Origin of the sequence: Paenibacillus sp. EKM206P, from assembly GCF_011066155.1 — a bacterium.
Taxonomy (GTDB): Bacteria; Bacillota; Bacilli; order Paenibacillales; family Paenibacillaceae; genus Paenibacillus; species Paenibacillus polymyxa_D.
Map to the genome: position 1 here is coordinate 155,741 of NZ_JAAMNQ010000004.1, position 20,378 is coordinate 176,118.

Annotated in this window: 17 protein-coding genes, 2 pseudogenes and 2 CRISPR repeat arrays (1 of these 21 cut by a window edge); of the genes and pseudogenes, 2 read left to right on the forward strand and 17 right to left on the reverse strand. The window is 41.8% G+C overall.

Annotation, left to right across the window (positions count from 1 at the left end):
• Positions 1-43: 43 nt before the first annotated feature.
• From G9G53_RS10515 to G9G53_RS10550, 7 genes and pseudogenes are all read right to left on the reverse strand, one after another.
• On the reverse strand, positions 44-211 hold the full coding sequence (locus tag G9G53_RS10515) for an aspartyl-phosphate phosphatase Spo0E family protein (protein WP_165147432.1): 168 nt from the start codon (positions 209-211) through the stop codon (positions 44-46).
• A gap of 219 nt (positions 212-430) precedes the next feature.
• A pseudogene (locus G9G53_RS10520) lies at positions 431-1,821 on the reverse strand (helix-turn-helix domain-containing protein).
• Between the two features lie 707 nt (positions 1,822-2,528).
• Positions 2,529-2,827, reverse strand: a pseudogene (gene cas1, locus G9G53_RS10530) (CRISPR-associated endonuclease Cas1); the annotation flags it as partial.
• A gap of 43 nt (positions 2,828-2,870) precedes the next feature.
• Positions 2,871-3,577: direct repeats of the CRISPR family, unit length 32 nt; unit sequence ATTTCAATCCACGCACTCATATAGAGTGCGAC.
• A gap of 225 nt (positions 3,578-3,802) precedes the next feature.
• Positions 3,803-3,943 carry a hypothetical protein gene (locus G9G53_RS10535; RefSeq protein WP_185156351.1) on the reverse strand — a complete coding sequence of 47 codons (141 nt, stop codon included), beginning with the start codon at positions 3,941-3,943 and terminating at the stop codon, positions 3,803-3,805.
• A gap of 118 nt (positions 3,944-4,061) precedes the next feature.
• Entirely contained in the window at positions 4,062-5,246 is a 1,185-nt protein-coding gene (locus tag G9G53_RS10540; RefSeq protein WP_165147437.1) for an aminotransferase class I/II-fold pyridoxal phosphate-dependent enzyme, read from the reverse strand.
• 1 nt (position 5,247) lies between these two features.
• A complete protein-coding gene (locus G9G53_RS10545) occupies positions 5,248-6,177 on the reverse strand; it encodes a D-alanine--D-alanine ligase (protein ID WP_165147440.1) in 930 nt (309 codons plus the stop codon).
• A 109-nt stretch (positions 6,178-6,286) separates the two neighbouring features.
• The gene (locus tag G9G53_RS10550) at positions 6,287-7,771 is read right to left on the reverse strand and encodes an aminotransferase-like domain-containing protein (protein ID WP_165147443.1); all 1,485 of its coding nucleotides are present in this window, start codon (positions 7,769-7,771) and stop codon (positions 6,287-6,289) included.
• Positions 7,772-7,983: 212 nt separating this feature from the next.
• On the opposite strand from G9G53_RS10550, the gene G9G53_RS26440 reads away from it, so the two are divergent.
• Entirely contained in the window at positions 7,984-8,136 is a 153-nt protein-coding gene (locus G9G53_RS26440) for a hypothetical protein (protein ID WP_238437776.1), read from the forward strand.
• Positions 8,137-8,783: 647 nt separating this feature from the next.
• Here G9G53_RS26440 and G9G53_RS10560 read toward each other — a convergent pair.
• Entirely contained in the window at positions 8,784-9,635 is an 852-nt protein-coding gene (locus G9G53_RS10560; protein WP_165147446.1) for a hypothetical protein, read from the reverse strand.
• Positions 9,636-9,666: 31 nt separating this feature from the next.
• Positions 9,667-10,275: a hypothetical protein gene (locus G9G53_RS10565; protein ID WP_165147449.1), complete on the reverse strand. Its 609-nt coding sequence runs from the start codon at positions 10,273-10,275 to the stop codon at positions 9,667-9,669.
• A gap of 220 nt (positions 10,276-10,495) precedes the next feature.
• On the opposite strand from G9G53_RS10565, the gene G9G53_RS10570 reads away from it, so the two are divergent.
• Entirely contained in the window at positions 10,496-10,747 is a 252-nt protein-coding gene (locus tag G9G53_RS10570; RefSeq protein ID WP_165147452.1) for a hypothetical protein, read from the forward strand.
• Positions 10,748-11,333: 586 nt separating this feature from the next.
• On the opposite strand, the gene cas2 is transcribed toward G9G53_RS10570, so the two are convergent.
• The 8 genes from cas2 to G9G53_RS10610 all read right to left on the reverse strand — a co-directional run bounded on the left by cas2 (position 11,334) and on the right by G9G53_RS10610 (position 19,806).
• Positions 11,334-11,624 carry a CRISPR-associated endonuclease Cas2 gene (gene cas2, locus G9G53_RS10575; RefSeq protein ID WP_023988276.1) on the reverse strand — a complete coding sequence of 97 codons (291 nt, stop codon included), beginning with the start codon at positions 11,622-11,624 and terminating at the stop codon, positions 11,334-11,336.
• A gap of 10 nt (positions 11,625-11,634) precedes the next feature.
• Entirely contained in the window at positions 11,635-12,666 is a 1,032-nt protein-coding gene (cas1c, locus tag G9G53_RS10580; protein ID WP_165147455.1) for a type I-C CRISPR-associated endonuclease Cas1c, read from the reverse strand.
• Complete coding sequence (gene cas4 / locus G9G53_RS10585; protein ID WP_076264226.1) at positions 12,663-13,322, reverse strand: CRISPR-associated protein Cas4; 660 nt, start codon at positions 13,320-13,322, stop codon at positions 12,663-12,665. The genes cas1c and cas4 overlap by 4 nt, the downstream gene beginning before the upstream one ends.
• Positions 13,309-14,184: a type I-C CRISPR-associated protein Cas7/Csd2 gene (gene cas7c, locus G9G53_RS10590; protein ID WP_165147458.1), complete on the reverse strand. Its 876-nt coding sequence runs from the start codon at positions 14,182-14,184 to the stop codon at positions 13,309-13,311. The genes cas4 and cas7c overlap by 14 nt, the downstream gene beginning before the upstream one ends.
• Before the next feature lie 43 nt (positions 14,185-14,227).
• Positions 14,228-16,174 (reverse strand): type I-C CRISPR-associated protein Cas8c/Csd1, encoded by a 1,947-nt coding sequence (gene cas8c, locus G9G53_RS10595; protein WP_165147461.1) that lies wholly within the window; start codon positions 16,172-16,174, stop codon positions 14,228-14,230.
• Complete coding sequence (cas5c, locus tag G9G53_RS10600) at positions 16,175-16,891, reverse strand: type I-C CRISPR-associated protein Cas5c (RefSeq protein ID WP_165147464.1); 717 nt, start codon at positions 16,889-16,891, stop codon at positions 16,175-16,177. It abuts the gene before it with no gap.
• 113 nt (positions 16,892-17,004) lie between these two features.
• Positions 17,005-19,488 carry a CRISPR-associated helicase Cas3' gene (gene cas3 / locus G9G53_RS10605; RefSeq protein WP_165147467.1) on the reverse strand — a complete coding sequence of 828 codons (2,484 nt, stop codon included), beginning with the start codon at positions 19,486-19,488 and terminating at the stop codon, positions 17,005-17,007.
• Between the two features lie 3 nt (positions 19,489-19,491).
• Positions 19,492-19,806: a hypothetical protein gene (locus G9G53_RS10610; RefSeq protein WP_165147470.1), complete on the reverse strand. Its 315-nt coding sequence runs from the start codon at positions 19,804-19,806 to the stop codon at positions 19,492-19,494.
• Positions 19,807-20,338: 532 nt separating this feature from the next.
• A CRISPR array of direct repeats spans positions 20,339-20,378; the repeat unit is 32 nt; unit sequence ATTTCAATCCACGCACTCACATGGAGTGCGAC (it continues 328 nt past the right edge of the window).

Consider the following 20,378-nt stretch of genomic DNA (forward strand, 5'->3'; position numbering starts at 1 on the left):
GTTCGTCTTCTTGCTTTAAAAGCGCGTCAAGCATACATATTAGCTAAGATTTCATTTTACAGGTTAGGTATTGATTCAATAGTTTATCCAGTTTCATGGATTGTTCAATCACTTTGGGATGCGTTAAAAATCCGTACTTCTTCTGGACTTGGTACAGTCTTTTTCTGGTCCGTTCGACACGAAGTAAAGTCACACCTGGATTCATCAGCATGATTCCCCCTTCTGTGTCATATGCTAATACAAAACGTAAACTTTTGGATTTTTTGATAATTTACTCGACAAAAAAAGTGCTTCTGGAGCATTCCAGAGGCACTTTTTGACGTTTTATGTTTATTTAAAATCCCAACAGACTCCCACAAGCTGAACTTAAAATCCAAATATATTTTATTTATTCAGCTTGGGATCAACACTGAGAAATGATTGATTACTTCTAATAATAAAATAATCTTTCTTTTCGCCCTTCTCTAACTAAACTCTCATACTTTGTACACAGTCTAAAGTCTGCAAATTGTTTGAACTGCTCAAATAATTTTATGCAGCTAATGAAAAAGGCTTCTTTGTTAATGACTAATGATTTAGATAAAACGTCTAGTAAGTATTTAAATCCATATGAGTAATTACCTTTATTTAAGTAGTGTTTAGCCAGTTCATATTTAAAACGTGTTGATTGTTCTGGAACCACTTGATGAGTGTACATATCAGCAGATAATTGCTGTTGGGTGATCGAATCAATCTCCGTTTCGAACTGTTGAAGTATGTCATCCACATCAACTTGAAATCGGTTAGCCGCCATCATAATATTCAATAATTGAGTAACCATTTCTTTAGTGGTATTTGATGATACACTAATATATTCAACGTAATCCGGAAGCACACTTATATCTCCGGATAATAATTTATTAACGTAAGTATTACATAGCGCCCAATTTTGAAATAGTTTAATCCAATGCAGAGTATCCTCGTCCGTCTCTTTGACCCACTCTAAATTAACGTAGGCGTATGTATATTGTAGAGCTTGTTGGTAATTACTTTGGGCTTCACAGACGCTTGCACACAATAAATCAGCATAGGTGATATACACAAACAAAGGACGACTTAGCTTCTTTTCAAGTGCAGGCTTTCGTTTTTTCTGCTGATGCTCTAGCGCATATTGGATTTCCGCTTTACCTCTCATTTTGCGTGCTGTCACATCAAGCCGATCCCATAAGCGCAAAGAACGATACACATTCGCCAAATCCTTTAAGGCATCAAGCTGATCTATTTCATCCAGACGTTCCACAAAGGGTTCAAACAGTGTGGCTGCCTTGAGATTAAGGCTCTGATCATCTCCAACTTGAATCGTGAATATACGATATTGACAGATGGCCAAGCGTTCAGAATGCTGATATTTCTCCACTTCTGCGACATTCTCATAGAGAGGAAGCGCAGCAGCATGTTGTCCCTGTTCAAATAATGCTTCTGCAACATCGAATAGCCTAGTCGCATACAGCGGATTATCCATGATATCTCCAACCATTCGTCGGATTGCATCCAGCTTGTCCAGCTCCGCACAACGATACAATAATGGCTCGATTCGCCTAAAATTCGGTGAAAGTTCAATGATGTAATTTTCTATGTATAGATCGTAAAAATAGCCTTCTGGCAAATCCATAGCCACAGTAATTTGGTCCAGCTGCTGTACGGAAACAGGACGATGCTGAGTAATCCAATGACTAAGCGTTCTTTGATGAACCCTGAATATTCGGCAAATTGACTCAACGTCATATCATTTTGTTTTAGATAATCCTCAAACTCCGCTGAAATCGTAGGTGTATGCTTCAAGTCTTAACCATCCTTCACATAAAATTCCATTATTTTAAAAATCACGGAAGATTGTGAAAACGAATAGCAAAAGTGAAATTGGATTGCCGAAATAAAAGGTTTCACAGAGTTGACATGACTATTTCATTTCTCCATATTCTTTACTATTAGTAAATGATATAGAGTTCCCAGGTAATAACTCTGTTGAACCTCTTAATCAAATGAAAAATCCCCTGATTTTGATGTAATCAAGGGATACATAGGTTCATTTCTCTCGCATTGATAATGCTAAGTTGATTATTTCTCCAGTCACAATTCCTGTCAGAATTGCATAGATTCCCATAGCGCTCATCTGATATCCCAAAGCGTAAAATGCCCCTATCACTATTGCGTAGTTCAATAGAATCGTTGCATAACGTTTTAGAACCTTACTCATGGAAACCCTCATAAGCAACTCCCACCTTAATTTATACTTCAACCATTGTAAATGTTAAGTAATTGTTTCATAAAAGTAAGAGGAAATTTGTCGAATGAGAAATCCGTTAAAAAGAGATTTGCAACTATTCACTGCTGGGTAGGCCACGAAACAAGCCTTCTTTTTCATACCACCCACGCACTCACATGGAGTGCGAGCTTTAAGGGGGATACACCCCCTACTACCTATAAAATTTCAATCCACGCACTCCATACAGAGTGCGACAGCGAAAATGTAGTAATTCATACTCTAATTCCATCACATCCAATGCCAAGGAGGCTCGCCCTGGACGATCTCTAAGCAGAAAACCTACATAAGCATCGAGACCGACAGCTTCCAGTGCGGATTTCATATCGTTGGACAGCAGTGTATAGACAAAAGATAATAGGGTATTCACGTTATCTAACGGCGGGCGTTTATGGCGTCCATGGAAGTAAAAATCATCTTTTTGCTGCAAGATCAGATCATCCCACACGGAATTGTACTGAACCACCGTCGTCCCCTCCAAACCGCTAATATGTCCAGTTCCTCCACTTCTCGGATTTGCTTCATGATCCGGTCACCACTTTATGTGACCAGGTGACGAGGCTACTACGTCATTATCCACGCACTCATATAGAGTGCGACTTAAACAGGCGGAAAAGCCGCCTGTAAAAGATAAATTTCAATCCACGCACTCATATAGAGTGCGACGCCCGAGCAGCCCAAAAACTCGGCTGTACCATGGAGATTTCAATCCACGCACTCATATAGAGTGCGACGTTAATAGTCAGATCAAAATAGTCCGTTACTGGTGATTTCAATCCACGCACTCATATAGAGTGCGACTCCATTGCTTTGTTTATTTTCGTACAACCGGACTATTTATTTCAATCCACGCACTCATATAGAGTGCGACTGTAGCGTAGGCAACGAATGCAATACCTGAGTAATTTCAATCCACGCACTCATATAGAGTGCGACACTGTTGTATTTAAGTAATCAGCAATCAAACTCAATATTTCAATCCACGCACTCATATAGAGTGCGACGCGGTTAATGGTCTTTCGAACCGTTTCGTCATCTTCGATTTCAATCCACGCACTCATATAGAGTGCGACTAGAGGAGATTATTTAGAATTCGAGTTTATACGGATTTCAATCCACGCACTCATATAGAGTGCGACGCTTGATGCTGCACCAGTGAATAAGCCGATTCTGTGCATTTCAATCCACGCACTCATATAGAGTGCGACCCAACCATTCGAACCATAGGTTACCTCAAAGGCTCATTTCAATCCACGCACTCATATAGAGTGCGACAGCGAAAATGGGTCAAATGCCCCCTATTTAAATAACATTCTAGCGTTATTTTGGCAAAAACGCATCTAATATTACCTCATCCTCTTGCGATCGTTTAAAACTTGTTCACATTCGATATAATTCGACAAAATCTGAGGTGCGAATCTCTCGGAGAATTCATGTGAGCTTCACATTCGCACCTGAACAGACTCGCTTTTTGGCTTAGCAACAAATACCTGCCTGGACTTATTTCACCTCTGCCAGTTCTGCCACCTGTGAAGGAGGAAGCGCACATTCGAATATATTTAATTCATCGATAGCGCATTTAAAAGCAGGGTTCCACCAGTTAACTCCAAAGCTGAACGTTCGGGCTTTGGGTAAATACATCCGAAAATATCCACTACATTGATCAGAAAAATACCTTTATGTTTTCGAAAATCATAAAGGTATTTGTAAAATATTTTATGAAAACGTTCAGCAAAAGTTGAGTTATTAACCCTGTTCATCATACCGGCTGCATTACCTGCATAAACCTTTCCATCCGTTCCAGCGCCTTCTCCAAATCGACGAGCGAGGTAGCATATGAGCAACGAATAAAGCCCTCTCCGCCTGATCCGAATACATGTCCCGGTACGACCGCCACCTTCGCTTCCTTCAGCATACGAAGTGCAAACTGCTCAGATGACATGCCAGTAGAAGTAATTGAAGGGAAGGCATAGAAAGCCCCCTCAGGCTCATGACAAGCAAGCCCGATTGCATTCAAGCCGGCCACAAACAGTTTGCGACGTTCATTGTAGCTCGCCATCATCTCATCCTTGGCAGCCAAGCCATGGCGCAATGATTCCAGCGCGGCAATCTGTGCAATGGTGGGCGCACACATGGCTGTGTACTGATGGATTTTCAGCATGCCGGCAATCAGTTCACGTGGACCGCACGCATAGCCTACCCGCCAGCCTGTCATCGCAAATGCTTTGGAAAAACCACTGATGACAATCGTACGCTTCTTCATGCCCGGCAAAGAGGCGATACTGACATGCTTTCTCCCGTAAGTCAGTTCGGCATACACTTCATCCGAAATGACGACCAGATTATGTTTGATGATGAGTTCTGTAATCGGTAGCCAATCCTGCTTCGTCATAACTGTTCCAGTCGGATTACAGGGATAATTGATCATTAAAACCTTTGAATGAGGTGTAATTGCCGCTTGCAGCGCTTGCGGGGTCAGCTTGAATTGCTCCTCTGCCGTAGCCGCCACCTCTACAATTTTACCGCCATGCAGATGGGTAATGGGTTCATAGGCAATATAGCTTGGTGCTGGAATCAGCACCTCGTCACCTGGATCGATCACTGCTCGCAGCGCCAGGTCGACGGCTTCACTGCTCCCCACCGTCACGATCATTTCGTGCTCAGGATCATAAGAAAGCGCGAAGCTGCCGGAAAAATAAGCAGAGATCTCCTCCCGCAGCTCTATCAAGCCGGCATTCGAAGTATATTTCGTCTGTCCTTCATGCAATGCCTGAATGCAAGCTTCACGCACCTTTTCCGGTGTAACGAAATCAGGCTCTCCGACCCCAAGGGCGATTGTATCTCCTCCAGCTGCATTCAGATCAAAAAAAGCGCGAATTCCCGATGGTCGAATATCCCGTACACGCGAGGATACAAACCGCCCTGTACCCTTTTCAATAAACATATTACGCCACCCCCCATTCCTGTTTCCGCTCATGGAGCGAACTGGAAATAATATGGTCCAGCAGCTGTGTAAAAGTTATACCCGCAGCTGCCGCACTTTTCGGAAGCAGGCTATTGGCGGTCATTCCTGGTAATGTGTTCACTTCCAGCACGTAAGGCCTATCCTGACACAAAATCATATCGATCCTTGCATAGACCTTGCATTGCAGCAGTCGGTAGCTGGCCAGTGCCGCCTCGCGCACACGCTGCTCAATTACGGGAGGAAGCTCGATCACCTCCTCCTTAGCGCCACCGACCTCATATTTAGCTTTGTAGTCGAACCACTTCGAACGAGCGGAGCTAATACCAATAATCGGCAATACCTCGCCGTCTACGATCGAACAGGTAATCTCGGTCCCTTTATAATAGGGCTCAATCAAAATCGCTTGATCCAAGCTGCAAGCCTCCTGAACAGCCGGTAGCAGCTCCTTCTCATTCTGTACAAGCTGGATTCCGATGCTGGATCCCCCCGTATTCGGCTTCACAATAACCGGGTAGCCCAGACGCTCCACTACCTGCGGATCATAATCGTCCATCCCCTGCCAGCAAAAACCTGCAGGCGTATGCACACCCGCGCCCTTCAGCAGCGTCTTGGACAACTGCTTATTCATGCATAAGCTACTTGCCAAGACACCGCTGCCTGTATACGGAATGCCCAGCGTCTCCAGCGCTCCCTGCACCGTGCCGTCCTCGCCATACTGACCATGCAGTGCCAGCAGCGCAATATCGATGCCGGCCTGCTGAACCTGCGTGATTAAATCCGCTCGCTGCTCGATCACAATTGGAACCACTTCATAACGGCTTCGATCCAAATGATTGATCATCTCTTGACCTGTCTGCAGAGAAATCTCACGCTCAGAGGAAATACCGCCCATAATAACGCCAATTTTCATCATGGCACCTCATTTTTCTTCAAAATTATTATGTGGCTACGGATTGTTCTTCCGATCGCTGGTGCTTCTCCAGAACAATATTTCATCTCCATAGCTCTTTTCTTAATCCTTATACCTTAGGAAAGTTACGCGCCTGTTTGCCGATTATTTGAATACCCCGTTCGATATTTTCATCCGTTACTCGTGAAAACCCAAGCCGCAATGTATTCGTCCCTTCGCCTTCTTGAATAAAAAACTTGTCTCCCGGTGTAAAAATGACGCCCTGTTCGTTGCAAGCTTCTAACAGCTGGCGTGTATTCACACCTGCCGGGAAGGTAAGGAACAAATGCAAGCCCCCGTCACCAGACACCTGCGCCTCAGGAAGATGTGCTTCACAGCATGCCTTTGTCAGCTCATATTTGCGCTTATACTCTGTACGTGCTTTCTTTACATGTTTATCGAAATTTCCGTTAAGCATATATTGGTATAAAATCGATTGATCGATTGTTGAGGTATGAATGGTACGCGCACGCTTAATGCTTTCCAGAGTGTCAATCAGTGCTCGGTCTCCAAGCACCCAGCCTACTCGCAAGCCAGGGAACAGCACCTTGGAGAAGCTGCCAATATAGATTACTCCGTTCCCTTGCCCTGCTGTCGCTATTAAGGGCGCAACATGCGCTCCCGAGTAGCGCAGCTCCTCATTAAATCCATCCTCAATCACCGGAATCTGATAGCGCATCATTAATTTCATAACAGCGCTGCGCTTTGCTGGCGACATGACGATGCCTGTCGGATTGTGATAGGAAGGAGTTAAATAAGCCAAATCGAAGCTATTGGTCTGCAGTACCTCCTCTAGCCGCTCCACATCAATACCGTCACACTCCATCGGAATGCCGGTAATCTCAAATCCTTGCAATTTCAAATTTTTGATCGCTGTGTGATGGGTCGGATTTTCACAAATTGCCGCTCCGGGGCGTGCAGAAGGGCGTAAAGCCGACAGCACAATGTCAAAGCCTTCTGTAAACCCGCCTGTAATCAGCATATCCTTGCCAATTATATCGACGCCCTTGTTCTCCATATAATGCATCAGGTAATCAATCAGCGGCTTGTAGCCCTTGGCATAGCCGTAGTTGAGCAGCACCTGTCCTTCGATTGCCATCCGATCCATAAAAGCTCGCCTTACATCCCCCAGATCAAACAGCTGCTCATCGGGAGCGATGCTTGTGAACGAGATAGTTCCTTTTTGGGCACGAATGCCCTGCTTCATCATATCCAGATCAACAGCCGATACAGCATATTCGTTCATTCTTGCCTTCCAGTCGATCTCCCAGGTAGCAGAGCTGTCAGACCCTCCGTTATCTACATCCGACCGACCCACCATGGCGGCCACATAACTACCCTTTCCGGGAATCGCATACGTAAACCCGTCATCCTCCAAGCCTTCATAGGCTGCAATGACTGTATTTCGGCTCACCTTAAGCAGAACGCTCATTTCTCGTGTGGAAGGTAGCTTCTGATCCGCCTGAAGCGCCCCTTTTATAATTAAACGATTGACGTATTCTTTTACTTGTATCGAGACCGGGCGGTCACTGACGAGCTTGAAATCCTGGAACATCCTTCATCGCCTCCCCCTATAATGATGACATACAAGACGAGTGAAAAAAAAGAACCACCGCACTGGATTTTTCATCCTTCGGTGGTTCTTCCGCATTTTATCCCCTGTACGCCCTCATATTGTTGCCTCATTCCCCTGCATTCCTTGGCCGGGCCCGCGAGGGTCAGTAGTTTCAAACCTTCACCAAATTATAACACGGTGAGGGGATTGCATTGGGGAAAAGAAGAAAAAACAACTTACAATTAACGTTCAATATTCTGCCGGTCGACGAAAAAGCCACCCGCCTTGCGGTGGAGGAATATTTGGAGACAGTTCGGCAGTATCGTCAGATCGGTTCTGTTCGTCGGGAAGCAGCAACCACTTAGGCGTATTCATATAGAGAACATCAATCTACAAATGCTATCAGCAAGCAGACGGAGGAAATCGCCACATACAACGTGGACAAGGAGGCAGAACTGGAGGCGAAGGATAAGCTGCTGGAGCGGCAATGAGTAGATTGTCTAGTGTGCAGCGTGAGGTTATTATGCGGAGTTACTTGGATGATGAAGGTGAGTTTGATTTCATAGTTTGTGGAGATTTAGGCTTGGGCGACAGGACATTCCGCCGTATAAAGTCGGAAGCCCTTAATATTCTTGCCGCTGCCTTGAGAGTCGAAGTATATGAGGTGGGGTATGTAGAGAGGTTATATAGCTGAATTTATTGGTGTACGACTACTTATCTTTTTTTGGTTTCAGAATTGTGAAGAAGGATTCCGATTATGAGAACCAGTAAAATATAGGTAGTCTCATCACCTTTAATCACATGGATAGTAAACAGAGAGAGAATGAAAACCACGACATAAAACACTATGAGACTGATAAACATGTATAAATAGACCATGTTTATTACCTCCAACTTATTTAAAGGTACTGGGTGGAAATTATCCAGCACCTTATTCTTTTGTGAATTATTTTAGTAAGAAAGGCGTTCCCCGTTTTAATGAGAAACACCTTTTCAAAATACTTTATAATCTTTATTTTTTAATTTGGGGCTCTTCTAAACCGTTATTGTCTACTCCGGGTGGTTCAGCAGTAATCCCTTTTTCAAGTGTCGCCTCTACTTTGTCTTTACTGTTAGCAGCCTTCTCACTTTCAGGTCCAGAGTTCGTCCAAGTTTCACCGCCTAAAGCATCTGATTGCCACCAATAAAAATCACGATATACTAAATCTGCTGTCAAATAGAATAATACTTCATTATCTTTACCATTGATAGTCAGATCGTATTGAGAAATACCATTGCTGTCTTTAGCATCATTTAACGCCATTATCCACTGTTCAATTTTAGGAACCAGACTATTGATCTCGGAGACATCCGCTTTAATCACAATCTTTGCCAGCTTTCCACCAATAACGCTATCTGTAATATCTACCGATTTTACATCCATACCGTTTCCTTGAAGTTCACAAATTACAGCTTCCAGGACCTTTGTCGACTCCAGGGAACCTTGGATTTTTTTCGAAAAGTCTGGGATATGAGTAACATCATTAGAAACTTCATCATAAATCGTTTTTCCATTTGCACCTTTAATAGCTAAATCAATATTTTTGATTTCATTGGTTCCGTTGACTCCACTCCGTACTTCATTTCGAACCGCGCGAATCGCTTTAATGTCATCAATTGTAGCTTTCCCAGAACTAGAAACTGATTTTGTTTCTACTTTTAAGTCCTCCTGTTGAGCACTAATGCTTGAAATGGATACTCCTTGCTGAGAAAGCTTGGTTTGGATAAGCTCAGTAGGACTCTCGGCAGAAATGGAATTTATATAAAAAGCCCCACTAAAAATGCCCAGTGCAGCCCCAACGATCAGCAACTTTTTATGTTTCATTATTACTTTCGACCTCCTTTAAAATTATTGGTTAATAGACTTTGTAATTTGAATTATCCGTTTTGCTGACATGATATGGACTATCGGCACGTGGGGCCGTATCATTTGCTTTCCACACACCATTTGTATTTTTGTATTGCACACCTGTAAATTGGAATGGTCCCATTTGGGTATTTGTAGAATGGGTTTCTGCATTCGCTTGTACATTATTATTTGTTCCTAAGCTCCAGCTCCCCTTATCATAACCTCCAATATATGCATGCCATTTACTGTCAGAACCATATTGAACCATATATTTTACAGATGAAGATAAAAGGTGAGTCCCTATTTCCTGCATGCCATAAGCTCCATTAACAGTATGTTCAACGTAAGTTGCAAATCCCGGATATCCTGAATAAAATCGGATACCTGTTTGAATCCAATCTCGACTTGGAGTGACATTTGTTACCCAAGCTGACTCACCGCTAGTACCAAGTGTAGGCAATTTACTCGGAGTTGTAATGGTAGCAGTCATACCCAAATACTGACTTCCGGGCTTCGTGACTCCAGCGTAATAACTCTCTGCATAAGTTGAACTAGAGCCAAAAAGGAAGAAAACTGTGCAAATAACAGAAAATAAAGATACCCACTTTTTCGTCATAATCTTTCCCTCATCCTCTCATGATATAGCGATAGGCTTCCCCTAATCTACATACAGGAGTTTGAATAAATTTGCACTTCCTTTCAATCTTAATTAGATTTGGAAAAAAAAGCCTTCTTAGATAAGAGACTGATCATAGATGGAAAAAGTTGCGGAGAAAAAACACTTTTCACAGAAAATTTTTTTCGTGTCCTATATTTGTCCTTAAAGTGGCCTCTAAGTGGCCCGTCCCTGGACTTTTCATGTGGTAAATTTGTATCACGGAAAATCAAATGAGGAGCATGCCGCACAACATGGCAATCACGTGCAAACATCTTTAACTGATGATGAGAGCGGCTACCCGGTCGTTGAGGGCCAAGGCGATGTATATTATGCCTACGAGGATAAAACCTACATCAAGGGCAACAAAGGTGACGGCCAACTCATCCCAACACCGCCAGTGCTCAAACAGATCGCAGCAGAGCTCCTGTAATTCAGCAATATCCAGAGTCACTTCCCGAGTTATTCCGGGGCTTTACGGCACGTTCAGGCGGCAAGGAACCAGTTAACCAGCGGAAACAATAACAGCCTGGTCAGAACCCTTGCGCAGTTCAATTCCGCAACGTGTCTTCTATTCATTTCGATGGGAGCTGTACTTGTGAAATTTCAATCCACGCACTCACTCACATAGAGTGCGACTGAAACAATACTTATAGACCACCAGTTAGGCATATTTCAATCCACGCACTCACATGGAGTGCGACCAATTTCCTAATTACATCACACTTCAACTTGAAATAAATTTCAATCCACGCACTCACATGGAGTGCGACTAACCCTGCGGGTCCTTATCACTGGTTTAAAGTGATTTCAATCCACGCACTCACATGGAGTGCGACAGCGAAAATGCAGTAATTGATACCCTAATGATATCAATTCTACACATTGTCGCAAAAACTGATGCCAAAAAGGCTTTAATCAACCATTGACTTTTACTGATGGCAACTGATTCAATTGATTTTCGACAAATTCGAGGTGCGAAGGACCCGGGATTTTTATGTGAGCTTCACATTCGCACCTTACAAAATGAGTGGGCTTTCCATATCATAAGCTTCCTTTGCCCCTATATGCTCTACTTTCTTTTTGTAGTTATCTCCTAAGTTGTAGAAGCGCAAGCTGTCTTCTTTTGGGTCTATTAATTCTTCAAGTTCATACTTTAAGCTGCGGAACTGGGTCGAGTCCAAAATACATTCAAACACAGAATTTTGCACCCTTTGTCCGTGATCTACGCACTTTTTCGCAACCTTTGCCAGTCTTTTTCTACCTTCTCTGTCTACTGTGCTTACATCATACGTGATCAAAATGAGCAAATGTTCACACCTACTTCCACAAAAATGGAGGGTACTCGTCCAAATCTCCCCGAATATATCTAGCCAAGAGCAAAGCCTGTGAATAGGGCACCAGTCCCCAAGACATTTTCTCATTCAAATAAGGATGAATCATTTTTTCCTGTTTTCGTTCTTGCCATGCCTTCAATACGATTTTCCTCGTATCATCGTCCATCATCACAGCCCCGTTTTCTTTTTTGTAAAATCCTTTCCCATGAATCAATTTTTTGTTAATCAATGTAAGGACAAAACGGTCGGCATATACTCCTCGAAGCTCTTCCATCACATCCAGTGCCAAGGAGGCTCGCCCTGGACGATCTCGATGCAGAAAACCTACATAAGCATCCAGACCGACAGCTTCCAGTGCAGATTTCATATCGTTGGACAGCAGTGTATAGGCAAAAGATAATAGGGCATTCACATTATCTAGCGGCGGGCGCTTATGGCGCCCATGGAAGTAAAAATCATCTTTTTGCTGCAAGATCAGATCATCCCACACGGAATTGTACTGAACTGCCGCCGTCCCCTCCAAACCGCGTAATATGTCCAGTTCCTCCACTTCTCGGACTTGCTTCATGATCTTTGTCAAAGAAGCGGTCACCTTCTTCATGCGTTCCGTATCAATACGAAGTGGATAATCCCTCGTTGCCCGTTCCAAAATCCATTTATGGTTATATATTTTGCCTATAATCATATTTCTGGCTACAAGAGCACTTCTTCTATCATCATCGGAAATCCGGTACTGTTCTTTTCTCAGTACCACATTTCCCCGGCTTTCCCCGGTAACTCTCGCCAAGAAGCGTCCGCTTCGTGTCATAAAGGTTAGGTCTATATTGCGTGTTGCACAAGCTCCCATGAGGCCTGGACTGGCCCCTGAATAGCCAAAAGTGCAAACCGCCTCCAAATTGTGCAAAGGATACCGTGCAAGAATGGACTCTTCTTGTTTGATCACGATATTTTCCCCATCTAGTGACAAGTACGTATCTGGCATGGTCACAAATAATGTGTTTAGTAATTTTTTCATTCAGCTATCCTGCTTTCAATAAAGCTTGAAACTGATTTTTTATTCAGTATTTCGGGAACACATATGTTATGTAGTGAGCAGCTCAGGCAGTGTGGTCCCGCTTTGGCTTTAGGTGTATGATTTCGCTCAAAATAATGCCGCATTTCCTGCAAGCTTGTACGCACACGCTCTCGGTCAGCCGCCGTGATGATGACCTCTACACGGTGTTTGATCTCATCGTAATAAAAGTAGCCTTTTGAAATCTCACACACGAGCATTTCTTCAAGACACATCACTTGTGCGACCAATTGTGCATGATCCGAGTCATTTCGTTTCGGTTTGCCACGCTTGTATTCAACAGGAAAAGGAAGGTAGGTACCTTCCTCCCCCGCAAGCGGAACACCAAGGGGATCACATATGAACTCTACCACGTCACAGATTCCTGTAATTCCAAGCTCTCTGGAATGTACAGGTAACGCGCGTACGATGAGCTTATCCCCTCTTTTTTCACGAATCATGGGCTGATCTGCTTTCCTATGCAAATGATTGCCCTCAATCGTCCGCACGTTTTCTTCCCATTGCTGCTCAATATGAATAAGCGCCCACTGTCTTCTACAAAAATTAAAATGCTGTAAACCAGATAGCAGCAAATAATCTTCTTCGTTATAGCCCTGCATACTCTTGGACCTCTAAGCCTTCGAGCGGTGTTAATATACATTCATAATGTGTATCAAAAGATTTGTCGATTGCACTTACATTTTCTTTCGGTTTCACTTCCAAAGATCGGTGTACTTTAGCAGATGAGTATTTTCCAAGTTTGGACTTGTGCTCCCACCAATAGACTTTATGAACCTCCATACTACCGTCAGGACGGGCGGATGAAACATCATTTTCAAACAACGAAATCAGCGCATCCTTGATCTTTCCAGCATCTTCGTTGGTAAATCCTGTTTTTTCTGCTAGTTGTGTATTGATGCTTCCTTTGAAAAGGTACACGCCGAAATCCACCCGATGCTTCATCCCCATCGTATCGGAACCTCTTTCTTTCCCTGGTTCGGAGTTTACACTTTTTGTAATTTGCATACTTGTAATATCAATAGGATCTATACTGGTTGCCGTATGTATAGATACAGGACCTCTTACTCCAACGGACACTCCTGCTCCCTTACTCGCCGCCTTGAACGCAAATACTTGACCGAAGCTACGAACATCTATCCATTCCTGACAGGCAATTTTAGCAAATTCATCACTTGAACCTTCCTTGCCCTTGAAGAATTTTTCCAATTCAGGATTGGCATCTGCACGTTCTCTTAAACTATTAAAAGCATCCGATTTCCGATCATTCGATTGAACAAAAATAGACTCTCCTATATCTTGCAGACGATTTCTCAATTTCCGTTTCAGAGCCACATCTGAAATCTCACCATAACCATCGTAATTTTGCCGCGGACGATTGCCATTCAGGGGATCGCCATTGGGATTTGCTCTAGTAACCGACAAAACAACTGCAAAATCAATTTTGTGATCCAACACGGACATATGATTACTCTCCTTTAATGTACCTACATATTTTTAAAGTTACTTAGGATTCCTGCTGTTCATTCATGTCTAAGGTGTTGTTCTCTTTGTTGTCGTTATTGCTCTCAAGATCTTTTTTATGATTATTATGGTAGATTTCATAGCGTTGGCTACTGAGTCCTAACAAGTATTTCCCGGTCAATGGTTTATTGTTGAATTCGTTGAAGGGGATTTTGTGAAGCACTTCATCAATCATATTGGAATAATAGCTTAAGCGTTTACCAAGTCTGGCCTGATGTGGCTGCAAGGCATTCTGAATGGTCCTCCAGGTTCTTTCTGGATGTTGTGAGAATGCATTCATATATCGGATTGCATTTGTAGATCGTTTCTCATCCTTGTCTAATGCGCTTCGTTCCATCACATCTGCTATCGCCAACAGTCTGCCAAATAAATAACTGCGATCCATATTTTCTTTATCTAATGCCACATTGTATCCCTCCCGTTGGTTAACCAAAGCACATGTCACGCTCAGTGTTTTCTCCCATTCCCACTTGTCCATGGATACCGGGTTAGAGGCGCGGTTAATAGCACTCCTCACAATATCCTGAGGAATGTTTTGACCATCTACTATACAGGGGAGCATTCGTTCCATCAAACCCTTAACGAGTTTATCATTAGCCTTTGAACCGTATGCTGCAAAAGCAATATCTTTCGTTGCTGGAGCACCCCAAAATTGTAAATATTCACCCTGCTCATCCTTCTGATAGCGATGAAGCCATACACAGGTGGAATGCCAGTGAATAAGCTTTTCAAAATACAATTTTTTATCCAAATTACGATAATAGATCACAGCCATCCGCCCTGTTGTTGCTGAGTCAAGTACAAGAATATTGACTTTTGCTTTGGAATTAGATTTGACAGCTAGTGTATTGGCATAACCCGTTAACGCTTTGGCTAATTCAAAAGCAAACTCTTCGTTTGTATGACTTTTTATTTCTTTAGCCTTGGATGGCAAGCCCATTGCAAAGATATTATCATTTTCGGTAAAATTCAGAATACTCGGTTCATCATTTCCCCACACTAGGAAAACACGTTGCTCCATGACTTTACCTTGACGATTAATGAGCCATTTTAAGGCATTATGAGCCTTTTGAGATACTTCATAACTGATACTTGCAGCTTCATGACTGTGGGCAAATCGTCCTCTGAACGTGAATCCACTCGTATCATTGGCGGAAATCAACTTCGCCTTATCCCCGGAATTTCTGATTTTATTGGCATGCTTGTCTGTGCTAGGGAGCTGCTTTCCAGTAACATAGCAAATGTCTTCTTCTCCCAGCAACTGGCTATAGTAACCAACAAATGAATCATACATTTCTTTATCTTCCCAAACTTTAGTTAAAACTTTATCTGGAGAGTACACATTAAAACGAATGAATACGCTCTCTTGTTCACCAGGAACCGCTGTAAATATAGGTGGTTTTTCCCCATGTATAGGTTCGTACTTCTTGTCCCATGTACTTATTAATTTCTGATCCGCATCAAGATATAAAATTGACTCGTCTACTAAGTCTTTAATCAGGCGGCGCTTGCTTAAGTAACCATATATGCTTTTCACCTTTGAAGTGGCATAATCTGAAGTAGCCCAGCCTTCTAACTGCTGAATATAAGCAGAAAATGGTTCTTCTTTTTTTATTTTTCCACCATATGCTACAAAATCTCCGGCAACATAGCTTAATTTATCATGCAGCGGATAAGGTGATATGACAGAGCCGGCTCTACTGGCGGATTTTTCAGAAGAAGGAATCAATGTACTAAACTCATTTTTATCCAATATCCTGGCTGAATGAAAATCACCTTGTTCTGTAACTTCGACTTCGATCTGCGCATTTTGGGTCGTGTGGGAAATAGGCAACAATGTATATTCACGATCATTATGTTTCTTCTCAATCACACCAACACGGTCAAGATTAGATTCATACGTTTCATATAAATTTAGCAACCAGCTCATTTAATTCACCCACCCTTCCCATTGCGCAAGCAACTCATCAGCGGATTGAACGTTATTTTCATCAAACCGTTTAGGTTGCATATTCGCTATTGTGCGAACTTGTGTGCATTCCTCCGGTCGAATAAAATCAATGACTCCGTCCTTCATTACTGGATTCCACAAACGGACTTCCATTTGATCCCTGCCTGTCTCATCTGGATAGTTAATTCCATGTACCATATTGCCTAAATGAATGTCACCATAGTTATCGTAAAAACCTGCTTCTATACCAAATTCACAAGGCTCTACATAAGCTTGGCATTCTCGTGTACCTAGGAAAATATCTCTACGCCCACCAGCAAGTAATGATCGCTTGAGAATGTTATGATGCTTATTCTCATTACGGTCATATTCCATCTCGGGGCGATGCGGATTAAATTCAAAATGAGCCTGAACCTCATAACAGGGATCTTTCAAGTAAGTATAATTAGCAAGGGTATTACCACCGCCATATTCGATGGGGCGAACGCCTTTGGATTCCATCCGAATAGCATGAAGAACACGAACTTTGTCTACTACCATCATAATCGTAGGCTTCCAATAAATACTTTCGACAATACCTTTTAACGCCTGATATGTTGGAACACTATAAGTTAATTTCTCACCACCAAGTTTGGTTAGTGGATCTGTGAACAGTGCATAATCTCCATAAACTTTAAATTCGATCGCATTTCTCAACTAGCATTTACCTCCTTTCTATGACTATTTTTTCCAAACACAGTACCAGAATATTACTTTTGGCAGGGTCAGTCAATGTAGAATATAAGTCCCTAGTCCCAATCAAAGAGTTTTTAAAGGATAAATCCACTAAGCAGACTGTCATTTTCAAGATTGAGGCCATAACAGTCATCGTAAGCTCCATCGGTTAGTGCATATATTTTTCCATCCAAAAAAGAAACTAACCCCTTATTTTGATCTAATCGGTCTTTCTCATAGTTAAATATATTAATAGTGAATTGTTGTGCCCTGCGTAACAAATCGGTAAGGTCTGCTATGCTTTGCTGTCCATTTAGGTCCGCGATGATCTCCTTTCCTTCTTTTTCTCCATCCCCATAAGGAACAATTACCGCGGTAGTATGATCCTTAATGACTTGAAAATGGTCCGCTGCCGTCCTATAGCTATTCGCTAAGAATAAGGGAAGAATCGTCTCATTTTCTTTGCAATAAGATTGAAAATAAGTATTTTCTATACGATTGCCATATAATAGCTCAGTCATATTTTTTCTCAATTTAGGAATAAAATAATTTAAGTCGGTCTTTAACTCGGAATAATATTTTTGAAAATATATTTCCATGGACTGAGCTGATAATACGTTTCCGCCTAAGCAAGTTTTGTTACATTTTAAGTCAATAAACATTTTTCTAGAAATCTCTTTACCTATTCTGATTTCTTTTAATCGCTTGAGATCTTCTTCTTCATGATCAATGACATATACTTGCTTCATTCTTTCTTCTCCGTGGCGATTACATCTGCCCGCCGCCTGAGCAATGGAATCCAAACCAGCCAAGGACCGAATGACACACTTAAAACTGATATCCACTCCCGCTTCAATTAATTGTGTACTGATGCAAACGACAGGCTCTTTATGTTGCAGGTGATTTTTAACTTCCTCCAATATGGAATTGCGATGAGCTGGACACATGGATGTACTTAAATGGTAGATCGGGGCTGTACCACTTCCTTCTTTTAATCTGTGATATAGGTTTTTCACCACCGTTTTTGTATTTAAAATAACGAGCACGCTTTGTTCATCAGCAAGTCTTTCCTCAACAAAGTCGGTAAGTTTCTCCGTATTAAATTTCATATCCGTTGCTTTATCCACAATTTCAACCCGCTTAAACGCTTCTATAACATGGTTCAGGTCATGCACCATTTCTGCATCTGGTTCAATTTCTAGCTTGTTATGTACAAAATCTAATTCGGGTTGTGTAGCCGTGCAGAGAACAATACTTGAATGAGCATATGTTTTCAAAAAATTTACTGCTTGATTAAATAATGAAATACAGTGAGTAGGGACTTTTTGTACTTCGTCAAAAATAATGACAGACTCGCTTAAATTGTGAAGTCTACGAATATTTCTACTGCCACCAGCATAAAAAACATTTAAAAATTGCACCATTGTGGTGAAAATGATCGGCGAATCCCAATTGTCCTTAGCCAGCTTTAATTTTTGACGCGTACTCACAACTACATCTTCAAGCTCATTACTCTCTCCCTCTTCTACATCGTCCATGGCTACATTAGAGTGATGTTCCAGAACATTCGCATCGTCCACTATTATTTTGCGAACCTCTCGGGCATTTTGTTCAATAATGGTCGTAAATGGAACGACATAAATAATATGTTTCTTCTTATATGTTACAGCATGTTTTAAGGCATAACGAAAGCTGGCGAGCGTCTTTCCACCGCCTGTGGGGATCGAGAGTGTATGTATTCCAGAGGGCCTTTCTGCAAACTGTTCGCATTGTTCGGACATTTCTTTTCGAAGTAGATTAATAGGTGTATTGGCATCCTTGGCTGCTTGTAGGGATTTGATGTGCATCATTAATTTTTCGTAATACCCATGAAACAACTTTTGATGATTCATGGCTTCAACTGCGATCTTATCGCCTGTGTTCTTATTTTCTTCAAAGCAGCGAGTATTGGTTCGATCTGCATCTATCAAAGCGCTAAACACAAACTTGGATAAATACATCAATTTGAGTTCAAAATCTGCCCCATCATCTCGGTTCATATATTGATCCAACTCAGCCTTTGCTTGATTCACATAATCAAAAAATGTAGATTTCTCCATGACCTGCTTATAGAAAAGCGCTACTGCATCTTCAAATCCCGCTATCTCTAGGTCACGCACCCGATACAAAAGTTTTGATTCAAGCTGTGGGTTTAGAAAATCCTGCAAATAAGAATGGTGAGAAATAATAGCGTTTGCTACAACTTCAGTCAATATATATTTGATAAATAAATCCTGTTTATCGAATGTGCCTTGAGGTTGAATGTGAAAAAGATTAAATAATAACTTTCCACCCGCACTAGAATGATCTACACTTCCTCGCTTCGGTGGATTGTCAGGATTTTGTACCGCCAAACGTATGTAATTTTGAAACTTTTCCGTGTACTTCCCCAAGTCATGAAGCATGCCAGCGAGTCCGGTGATATGTCGAATACCTATTTTGTCTCCATAGGTTTCTGCTAATTGTCGGGTTTCCAATAGATGTTCGGCAACCGTTTGAATCTCTTGGTCGCTTTCCCGTATGTGGGCGATATATTGCATTTTTTAATCTCCTTTAATTTTCTTCGTGAATAACCTCTTCCAAGTAATGACTAACCACATCGGAAGCCAAAAAAGCATAAATAAAATATAGATCGCAGCAATAACACCTTTCTGACCTATTAAATGATAAAGATCATGTAGAGATTGATAAAGACCCTCTCTAGCTGTTGACAGTTCCTCATCGTTTTCCTCTGGGTTCTCTTGCTGCATTTCCTGTGCACGTTCAGTTAATTCCTTAGATACAAACCAATATCCCACGATAAGGCCTATACCTAGATAGATATAAAAATATAGACCAGGAATAGATAATAAATTCAACTATTTTCCCCCTTTGAGCAAATACTTAAAATGTGTAATCGTGTCATAAGGTACAATATCGATAGCATCTACAATCCCCACTTGGACATTCCTCGTTGTTAAGTGAATCCATAGATAATGATAATATAATTGTCCTAGCGTTGTAATTTCTCTTCCTTTCCTCTCTTATCTACTTAATTTAAGGATTTCGGTTTCACACCCATAGCGCAATATTCATTTTATGACTTTTGGGTGTTTATTGTGAAGAGACTTGTATTTCGCTTAAAAATACTAGACTCTCTTCCACTTACTAATCATATTAGATCTATTCTCGTTATGTAAACAAATATTATTTATAGTCATGTGGAAATAGTATTTTAGAGAGAACTAAACTAATAATCTTAAAGTTCATAAAACAAATTATATATTGACTCCAAACATGTAAAGCCTCCTGGGAGTTATTATGCAAGGTTACGAACACTATAGATACTTCAACCACATACTCGTATAGAGTACGACCAATGACCGCCTGCGGCACTGTTGGACATTTGTGATTTCAATCCACGCACTCACATGGAGTGCGACTTAACGCC

Bases quoted from the DNA above. Each gene is read 5' to 3' on its own strand.
- G9G53_RS10515 (WP_165147432.1), bottom strand. From the start codon at position 211: ATGCTGATGAATCCAGGTGTGACTTTACTTCGTGTCGAACGGACCAGA.
- G9G53_RS10535 (WP_185156351.1), bottom strand. From the start codon at position 3,943: ATGTATTTACCCAAAGCCCGAACGTTCAGCTTTGGAGTTAACTGGTGG.
- G9G53_RS10540 (WP_165147437.1), bottom strand. From the start codon at position 5,246: ATGTTTATTGAAAAGGGTACAGGGCGGTTTGTATCCTCGCGTGTACGG.
- G9G53_RS10545 (WP_165147440.1), bottom strand. From the start codon at position 6,177: ATGAAAATTGGCGTTATTATGGGCGGTATTTCCTCTGAGCGTGAGATT.
- G9G53_RS10550 (WP_165147443.1), bottom strand. From the start codon at position 7,771: ATGTTCCAGGATTTCAAGCTCGTCAGTGACCGCCCGGTCTCGATACAA.
- G9G53_RS10560 (WP_165147446.1), bottom strand. From the start codon at position 9,635: ATGAAACATAAAAAGTTGCTGATCGTTGGGGCTGCACTGGGCATTTTT.
- G9G53_RS10565 (WP_165147449.1), bottom strand. From the start codon at position 10,275: ATGACGAAAAAGTGGGTATCTTTATTTTCTGTTATTTGCACAGTTTTC.
- cas1c (WP_165147455.1), bottom strand. From the start codon at position 12,666: ATGAAAAAATTACTAAACACATTATTTGTGACCATGCCAGATACGTAC.
- cas4 (WP_076264226.1), bottom strand. From the start codon at position 13,322: ATGCAGGGCTATAACGAAGAAGATTATTTGCTGCTATCTGGTTTACAG.
- cas7c (WP_165147458.1), bottom strand. From the start codon at position 14,184: ATGTCCGTGTTGGATCACAAAATTGATTTTGCAGTTGTTTTGTCGGTT.
- cas8c (WP_165147461.1), bottom strand. From the start codon at position 16,174: ATGAGCTGGTTGCTAAATTTATATGAAACGTATGAATCTAATCTTGAC.
- cas3 (WP_165147467.1), bottom strand. From the start codon at position 19,488: ATGCAATATATCGCCCACATACGGGAAAGCGACCAAGAGATTCAAACG.